The sequence below is a fragment of the Rhodococcus sp. 05-2254-5 genome (genome assembly GCF_002258575.1).
Lineage (GTDB): Bacteria > Actinomycetota > Actinomycetes > Mycobacteriales > Mycobacteriaceae > Rhodococcoides > Rhodococcoides fascians.
This window is the reverse complement of record NZ_NOZG01000022.1, coordinates 337,748-345,997: the sequence shown is the minus strand read 5'-3', so window position 1 is coordinate 345,997 and position 8,250 is coordinate 337,748. Positions and strand designations below refer to the sequence as shown.

Below are 8,250 nucleotides of genomic sequence, written 5' to 3'. Positions count from 1 at the left end.
GGAAACGCCCGGTCCCATTCCGAACCCGGAAGCTAAGCCCTCCAGCGCCGATGGTACTGCACTCGACAGGGTGTGGGAGAGTAGGACACCGCCGAACACCCGTTGTAAGAAGGGGACCCACTTGGTGGGTCCCCTTTTTGCGTTTGTACCCGAAAATCCGAAAGGACGCCCGTGTCGGAAGACAACAACGATCGTCGCCCCTCCCGAGCAGACGGTGGCAATCGCCCCAACGAGTCCCGAGATCGCAACCCCCGCGCTCAGGACCGTCGCGCCGACCCGCGTCGTTCGGACGGTCCTCCCCGCAGGCGTGGTGGGGAAGGTGGGTTCTCCGGCGATCGCCGCGGAAACAGCGCATCGTCCGACCGTCGACCCCCGCGGCCAGACGAGCCGGATCTGCCCGACGAGGTCGAAGCCGGCCAGCTCGAGCCGGCAGTGCGCCGGGATCTGCTGAGCTTGGACAAGAACAATGCCACTGCTGTGGCGCGTCACCTCGTGATGACCAGCCGCCTGCTCGACGACGACCCGCAGTTGGCGCTGCTGCACGCGCGCGCTGCTCGTCAGCGGGCCGGCCGCATTGCCGTCGTACGCGAGACGGCCGGTATCGCGGCATATCACGCGGGTGAATGGGCGGAGGCTCTGTCGGAACTGCGGGCGGCACGTCGAATGGCCGGCGGCCCCGGCCTCATCGCGGTCATGGCCGACTGCGAACGCGGACTCGGGCGCCCCGAGCGGGCCATCGAACTCGGTCGCAGCGACGAAGCGCGGGAACTGACCGGTGAAGAGGCGTCGGAACTCCGGATCGTCGTCGCCGGCGCTCGTATGGATCTCAATCAGTACGACCAGGCCGTCGTCACCCTCCAGACTCCCGATCTCGACGCGTCCCGGTCGGGTACGGCTGCGGCTCGTCTGTTCTACGTCTACGCCGATGCGCTCGTTGCTGCCGGTCGCGTCGACGAAGGTGTGAAGTGGTTCCTCAACGCTGCCGCGGCGGATGTCGATGGAGAAACCGACGCAGAAGAGCGGGTCGAGGAGTTGTCCGGGGGCAGTCGGTGACATTACTGCGCGACGCCCACGACGTTCTGCTGCTCGACCTCGACGGCACCGTCTACGCCGGCAAGGAACCCATTCCGGGTGCAGTGGAGGCGCTTTCGGGTGGTTCCGAGAAGCAGTTCTTCGTCACCAACAATGCCAGTCGCGCACCGAGCGATGTCGCCGAACACCTCCGCGAACTCGGTTTCGACACCACAGCGGAATTTGTCGTCACCAGTTCCGAAGCAGCAGCCCGAGTACTCGCGGACAGACTCGATCCTGGCTCACGCGTCCTCGTCGTCGGTACCGACGCCTTGGCGACCGAGATCGAGAAGGTGGGATTGACGCCGGTGCGCTCTGCTGACGACCAGCCGGTTGCGGTGGTTCAGGGACATTCGGTCGATACAGGGTGGCCCATGTTGGCCGAGGCGGTACTGGCTGTGCGTGCGGGCGCGCTGTGGGTCGCGACCAACGTCGATGCGACTCTTCCGACCGAGCGCGGCCTCGTTCTCGGCAACGGTTCGATGGTGGCAGCAGTGCGCAATGCCACCGACGTCGAGCCCATCGTTGCAGGCAAGCCCGCGGCTCCCATCATGCGTGACGCCGTCGAGCGAAGTGGTGCCAAGTCGGCGCTCGTGGTCGGGGACCGGCTCGATACCGATATAGCAGGCGCGAACGAAGCTGCCCTCCCGTCGCTGTTGGTCCTGACGGGTGTCAGTACCGCTGCAGAGTTGCTTCGTGCTCCGAAGCACCTGCGTCCCACTCACATCGGTAGTGATCTCGGGGTTCTGAACAAGGACGAGTCGGCGTCGAGGGTAGCCGGTAAGGATGGCTGGACGGTCGGCATCGACGACGAGGTCCTGTCCGTGCGGTTCGAGGGTGCTGCCGAGATGGATGCCTTCGAGGGTCTGCTCGCCGTCCTCGATATTGCGTGGTCGGGTTCGGAATTCTCGGACGTTCGCTTCGACGGGGATGGACTCGCCGATCTGCGCTCGTTGTTGGGTTGTTGACACGGGTTCGTGCAGTCGGCCGCGAGCGGGCGTTGGTCGGACCCATCCGATAGCGTGAGAGGTGATGAGCGCGTCGATTCCACTTCCAGGACAACACCGGCCGAACGCGGCCGGCGAACAGTCGTCCGCAGATCCGGACAGCATCAGGGCCGAGGTGTCGTCGCTGCTCGCGCAGCTCACCATCGGGTCGGAGGCAGGCCTCGACTCGGAGGCCGTCGATTCCGACGCCCTGGCGCGTGATGCGAGTGTGCTGGACCGGGCCCACGAAGTGCTGGTTCGGGCCTTGACGACCGTCGACAAGACCTGACGTGGCCCGTCGCGCACGTGTCGACGCAGAACTGGTCCGTCGTGGATTGGCCAGATCTCGTGAACACGCCTCCGAACTCATCGAAGCAGGCCGGGTGAAGATTGCCGGAACCGTGGCTTCGAAGCCCGCTACCGCCGTCGAGCCGGGCACTCCGCTGTTGGTGGCCGAGGAAGACAACGAAATCAGCTGGGCGTCTCGCGGCGCGCACAAACTGCTCGGTGCCCTCGACGCGTTCGAGCCACTGGGTCTGACCGTCGAGAACGCGCGGTGTCTCGACGCCGGTGCCTCCACGGGAGGTTTCACCGACGTTCTGCTCAGTCGCGGTGTGCGCGAGGTCGTTGCGGTCGACGTGGGTTACGGCCAGCTCGTGTGGCGGCTGCAATCCGACGAACGCGTGCACGTCATCGATCGCACCAATGTGCGTTCGATAGATGCCGACACGATCGGGGGCCCGGTCGACGTCATCGTGGCAGACCTGTCGTTCATCTCTCTGAAACTCGTTCTTCCCGCTTTCGTCGCGTGCTCCACGTCGGGTACGGACATGGTGTTGATGGTCAAGCCTCAATTCGAGGTCGGCAAGGATCGTGTCGGTTCCGGCGGCGTCGTGCGAGACCCGGCGCTGCGGGCGGAGGCCGTCGAGGACGTCGCGAATGCCGCGCTTGCGTCGAACCTGCGAGTCGAGGCGGTCGCCGCAAGCCCACTGCCGGGACCTTCGGGCAACGTCGAGTACTTTTTGTGGCTGAAGGCGGGCGCAGGTGACGGTTCGCCGCGTACCGACGTGGACGTCACCGAGTTGGTCCGTCACGCGATCGAGGAAGGACCACAGTGACTCCGTCCCATGCAGCACCGACACAGGAGTCCGTTCGGGAGATTCTTCTCGTCGCACACCCCGGCCGGCCGGACATCGCCGAGACGGCGCGCCGAGTGGGCAAAGTGTTCGACGAAGCGGGTATCTGTCTGCGGGTTCTCGTCGACGAAGTGGAACCGTCCAAGATCGAGGCATCGGACACCGAGGAACACGACCATGTGTTCGTGGCGGACATGAGGCTCAACGTCGTCGAGTTCGGTCCCGATGCGGCCGCCGGGTGCGAGATGGTTCTGGTTCTCGGCGGTGACGGAACGTTCCTGCGAGCGGCCGAGCTCGCGCAGGCGGCCGACATCCCGGTTCTCGGTATCAACCTCGGCCACGTGGGGTTTCTCGCCGAGGCCGAGGCCGACCATCTCGAGGACGCGCTGGCGCGGGTCATGGCCGGCGACTATCGCATCGAACAGCGGATGACGTTGGACATTGCCATCCGGGTAGGCGACCAGGTCGTCGAGCGTGGGTGGGCCCTGAACGAGGCGAGCATCGAGAACGGTTCCAGGCTCGGGGTCCTCGAGGTCGTTCTCGAAGTGGACGGGCGTCCGGTCTCCGCGTTCGGCTGCGACGGAGTGCTCGTGTCGACACCCACGGGGTCGACGGCGTATGCGTTCTCTGCAGGCGGGCCGGTGGTGTGGCCGGAACTCGAAGCCATACTGGTCATTCCGAGCAACGCCCATGCCCTCTTCGCGCGTCCGCTCGTCACCAGCCCCGAGTCGATCATCGCCGTCGAGATCGATGCCGGCGGACACGATGGTTTCGTGTTCTGCGACGGCCGCCGCACATTGGGGTTGCCGGCGGGAGCACGCGTCGAGGTCGTACGGGGAGCATCGCCCATCAAGTGGGTTCGCCTGGATTCGGCACCGTTCGCCGATCGCATGGTCAAGAAATTCGAACTGCCCGTGACCGGGTGGCGGGGGAGAGCGAGGTAGGGATGCTCGAAGAGATTCGGATCGACAGCCTCGGAGTCATCTCCGGTGCGAGCGCACAATTTCACGAGGGGTTGACGGTTCTCACCGGCGAGACCGGGGCCGGCAAGACGATGGTGGTCACCAGCTTGCATCTGCTGTCGGGTGCACGCGCCGATGCAGGCCGGGTGCGGCTCGGTGCCCAAAGGGCCGTGGTCGAGGGTCGATTCAGCACCGACACCGCCTCGGAACAGGTGATCGAGGATGTCGAGAAGGTGCTCGAATCCTCGGGAGGTCAACGCGACGAAGACAATTCGATCATCGCCGTGCGAACGGTCAATTCGGACGGCCGCTCACGTGCACATCTGGGTGGACGAAGCGTCCCCGCATCGGTGCTGTCGAACTTCACCGATTCGCTGCTGACAGTGCACGGCCAGAACGATCAGTTGCGGCTGCTGCGCCCCGATCAGCAACTCGGTGCACTCGACAGATTCGCCGGTGATTCGGTTGCCTCTCTGGTGGCGAAGTATCGCGCCGCCCGTAAGACGTGGCTCGACGCACGCAACGAATTGATCGACCGCACCGAACGCAGCCGTGAATTGGCTCAGGAAGCGGACCGGCTGCAGTTCGGCCTGCAGGAGATCGACTCCCTGGCACCGGAGCCGGGTGAGGATCGCTCCGTGGCCGAGGATGTGCGCAGGCTCGGCGACCTCGATTCGCTGCGAGAAACCGCCGAGGGTGCCGCCGCGGCTCTCGTCGGGAGTACCGAGGAGGCGTCGGACACCACGTCTGCGCTGTATCTGTTGGGCGAGGCACGATCGCGTCTCGAACACGCCGACGATGCTGCTCTCACAGAACTGCTGCCCCGGTTGAACGACGCGATGGCCGTCGTCGGCGACGTCGGTGCCGACCTGACCACGTATCTGTCGGATCTCCCGTCGGATCCAGGAGCTCTCGACACGATCCTGAACCGGCAGGCCGAGCTGAAGTCTCTGACGCGCAAGTACGCCGCCGACGTCGACGGTGTCATCGCGTGGGCCGAGGACGCTCGCGAACGTTTGTCTCGGATCGATACCTCTGCCGACGCGCTCGCGGAGCTGAGTGCGCGTGTCGAGTCGGCTGCGGTCGATGTCGCGGCGGCCGCGTCCAAGCTGAGCGCTGCCCGGTCGAGAGCGGCGACGAAGCTGTCCAAAGCCGTCAGCGTCGAGCTGGCCGGACTGGCGATGGGAAAAGCCAAGCTGCAGATAGATGTTCGATCGCTGCCGGCCGGACCGTCGGACACGGCACCGATCGTCGTCGACGGTACCGAGTTGCATGCGGGTAGTACCGGCGTCGACGAGGTCGAGTTCCGGTTGTCCGCGCACGACGGCGCCCAGGCGTTGCCGATCAGCAAGAGCGCGTCGGGCGGTGAGCTCTCGCGGGTGATGTTGGCGCTCGAGGTGGTGCTGGCGGGCTCCGACAAGGGCGCGACGATGGTGTTCGACGAGGTCGACGCCGGAGTCGGTGGTCGGGCGGCGGTCGAGGTCGGTCGTCGGCTCGGTCGGCTGGCTCGTACTCATCAGGTCATCGTCGTCACCCACCTGCCGCAGGTGGCTGCGTTCGCGGACACGCATCTGGTGGTGGACAAGACCGACGCCAAGAAGGGGGCGGCGAACAGCGGAGTCCGGACGCTGTCGTCCTCGGAACGCGTCGTCGAACTCGCCCGGATGCTCGCCGGGCTCGACGACACCGAGACCGGTCGCGCACACGCAGAGGAGCTGTTGGCCACCGCAAACGCGGATCGAGCTGCCCTGTAACTTTTGGTGCTGATGTGATCAGTGTGGTAGTTGTTTCGGCGCGCCTCCATGGCCGGGCGTGTCGATCGGGTCATCATGGTGGGCATGAAGATGCCGGCACTGCTGTCACGTAGTCAGGATTCGCTGCCCGGAATCACCGGGATCGCGCGAGTCGATCGCAACACGGCCAAGCTGCTCAAGCGGGTCGGCCCCGGCGACATCGTCGTTCTGGACGAGCTCGATCTGGACCGGTTGACCGCAGATGCGCTCGTCGAGGCCGGGGTGCTCGCGGTCGTCAACGCGTCGCCGTCGATCTCCGGCCGCTATCCCAACCTCGGCCCCGAGGTCATCGTCGCCAACGGGATCACCTTGATCGACTCGGCCGGCACCGAGATCTTCAAGAAGATCAAGGACGGCACCAAGATCCGGCTCAACGACGGTGGCGTCTACACCGGCGATCGCCGCCTCGCCAAGGGTGAGGAGCAGAGCGAAGCCGAGATCTCGGACAAGATGATCGAGGCCAAGACCGGGCTGGTCGACCATCTGGAAGCGTTCTCGGGCAACACGATCGAGTTCATTCGGACCGAGAGTCCGTTGCTGATTGACGGCGTCGGGGTTCCGGACATCGACATCGACCTCAAGGGTCGTCACGTCGTGATCGTTGCCGACGGGCCGGGGCACGCGGAGGACCTGAAGAATCTGAAGCCGTTCATCAAGGAGTACTCGCCCGTCATCATCGGCGTCGGTGCGGGCGCGGACACCGCGATGAAAGCGGGACACCGCCCGGATCTGATCGTCGGCGATCCTGAGGACGTCACTGCGCAGACACTCAAATGTGGTGCAGAAGTGGTACTTCCGGCCGATTCGGACGGACACGCGCAAGGTCTCGAACGCATCCAGGATCTCGGTATCGGTGCCATGACCTTCCCGGCGACCGGTGCTGCTGCGGACCTCGCACTGCTGTTGGCCGACCACCACGGTGCGTCGCTGATCGTGTCGGTCGGTAGCCCGGCCAGCCTGGACGAATTCTTCGATCGCGGACGACGCAACACCAACCCGGCCGCGTTCATGACGCGTCTGAAGGTCGGTGCCAAGCTGGTCGACGCCAAGGCGGTGGCCACGCTGTACCGAAGCCGCGTGTCGGGCGGCGCAATTGCCCTGCTCATTCTCGCTGCGCTCGTTGCGGTGATCGTGGCGTTGGCCGTCTCCAACATCGGCGGCGAATCCTTGGATTGGGCGATCGATCTGTGGAACCGATTCGCACTGTGGTTCCAGGGGTTGCTTTCGTGATTTCGCTTCGCCAACATGCCATTTCGCTGGCTGCCGTGTTCGTTGCGTTGGCCATCGGCATCGTCCTCGGCTCGGGTCTGCTGTCCAGCGGACTGGTCTCGGGTCTGCGAGACGACAAGACGGGTCTCGAGAATCAGGTCGACGATCTGCAGTCGACCAACAATCAGCTCGGCGAGCAGCTGAACTCGGCCGACGGTTTCGATGCGGCGGTCTCGGGTCGAGTACTCCGAGACTCCCTCGCCGATCGCAGCGTTGTGGTCATCACCACGCCCGATGCAGATCCCGGCGATGTCGACGGCGTCACGCGTTCGATCGGGGCGTCCGGTGCCACGGTCACGGGCCGGGTGTCGCTGACGGATTCGTTCGTGTCCGCGGCGAACGGCGACGATCTGCGCACCCGACTGACCAACGTCATTCCGGCCGGTGTGCAGTTGCGTACCGGGGCGGTCGACCAGGGAAGTCTGGCGGGCGACCTGCTGGGTTCGGTGTTGCTGCTCAATGCGCAGACGGCGCAGCCGCAATCGACCCCCGAGGAGCTGTCTCTCGCTCTCGAGACGTTGCGTAGCGGCGGGTTCATCGCTTACGACAACGGTGCGGTCGCACCTGCGCAGCTGGCCGTGGTGGTCACCGGTTCTGGTGCCTCGGATGTCGAGGACGGCAACCGCGGTGCCATCGTCGCTCGCTTCGCAGGAGCTCTCGATTCACGCGGAGCAGGTGCGGTACTGGCAGGTCGTTCCGGTGCGGCCGAGGGCAACGGCTCGATCGCGGTAGTGCGAGCCGACTCGGCTTTGTCGTCTGCGCTCAGCACGGTGGACAACGCGGATCGTGAAGCAGGCCGAATCACCACAGTTCTCGCCCTGGCGGAGCAACTGGACGGTGCTTCGGGCCGCTACGGCACCGGAGCGAATGCGAACGCCGTCACCGTGGGAGCGCCGGTGAGTTGATCGGCGCTCGCGTCGAATCCGCGTGTCGTTGGCGGTGAGGTACGTACTGGTGTTACCGTGAAGTCCCGTGGGTAGCAGGCCCAATTTTCACGCCTTACCTCTCTTATCAGCCCCCTGATAGGAGCAAG

8 protein-coding genes and 1 rRNA gene are annotated in these 8,250 nt (G+C 65.3%); all 9 read left to right on the top strand.

Annotation, left to right across the window (positions count from 1 at the left end; all coding sequences use genetic code 11):
* Nucleotides 1–97 (top strand): 5S ribosomal RNA (gene rrf / locus CH278_RS14655); the annotation flags it as partial.
* A gap of 74 nt (nt 98–171) precedes the next feature.
* Nucleotides 172–1,053: a tetratricopeptide repeat protein gene (locus CH278_RS14650; protein ID WP_080729252.1), complete on the top strand. Its 882-nt coding sequence runs from the start codon at nt 172–174 to the stop codon at nt 1,051–1,053.
* Nucleotides 1,050–2,039, top strand: a complete 990-nt coding sequence (locus CH278_RS14645; protein WP_094622214.1) for an HAD-IIA family hydrolase — start codon at nt 1,050–1,052, stop codon at nt 2,037–2,039. Before CH278_RS14650 ends, CH278_RS14645 begins: the two co-directional genes overlap by 4 nt.
* A 64-nt stretch (nt 2,040–2,103) precedes the next feature.
* On the top strand, nt 2,104–2,346 hold the full coding sequence (locus CH278_RS14640) for a hypothetical protein (protein ID WP_027497221.1): 243 nt from the start codon (nt 2,104–2,106) through the stop codon (nt 2,344–2,346).
* 1 nt (nt 2,347) lies between these two features.
* A complete protein-coding gene (locus CH278_RS14635; RefSeq protein WP_032372367.1) occupies nt 2,348–3,175 on the top strand; it encodes a TlyA family RNA methyltransferase in 828 nt (275 codons plus the stop codon).
* Nucleotides 3,172–4,137, top strand: coding sequence for an NAD kinase (locus CH278_RS14630; RefSeq protein ID WP_027497219.1), 966 nt, complete (start codon nt 3,172–3,174; stop codon nt 4,135–4,137). Before CH278_RS14635 ends, CH278_RS14630 begins: the two co-directional genes overlap by 4 nt.
* Before the next feature lie 2 nt (nt 4,138–4,139).
* Entirely contained in the window at nt 4,140–5,909 is a 1,770-nt protein-coding gene (recN, locus tag CH278_RS14625; RefSeq protein ID WP_057474979.1) for a DNA repair protein RecN, read from the top strand.
* 84 nt (nt 5,910–5,993) lie between these two features.
* On the top strand, nt 5,994–7,178 hold the full coding sequence (gene steA / locus CH278_RS14620) for a putative cytokinetic ring protein SteA (protein WP_032366203.1): 1,185 nt from the start codon (nt 5,994–5,996) through the stop codon (nt 7,176–7,178).
* Nucleotides 7,175–8,122: a copper transporter gene (locus CH278_RS14615; protein WP_094622213.1), complete on the top strand. Its 948-nt coding sequence runs from the start codon at nt 7,175–7,177 to the stop codon at nt 8,120–8,122. Before steA ends, CH278_RS14615 begins: the two co-directional genes overlap by 4 nt.
* The last annotated feature ends 128 nt before the right edge of the window (nt 8,123–8,250 follow it).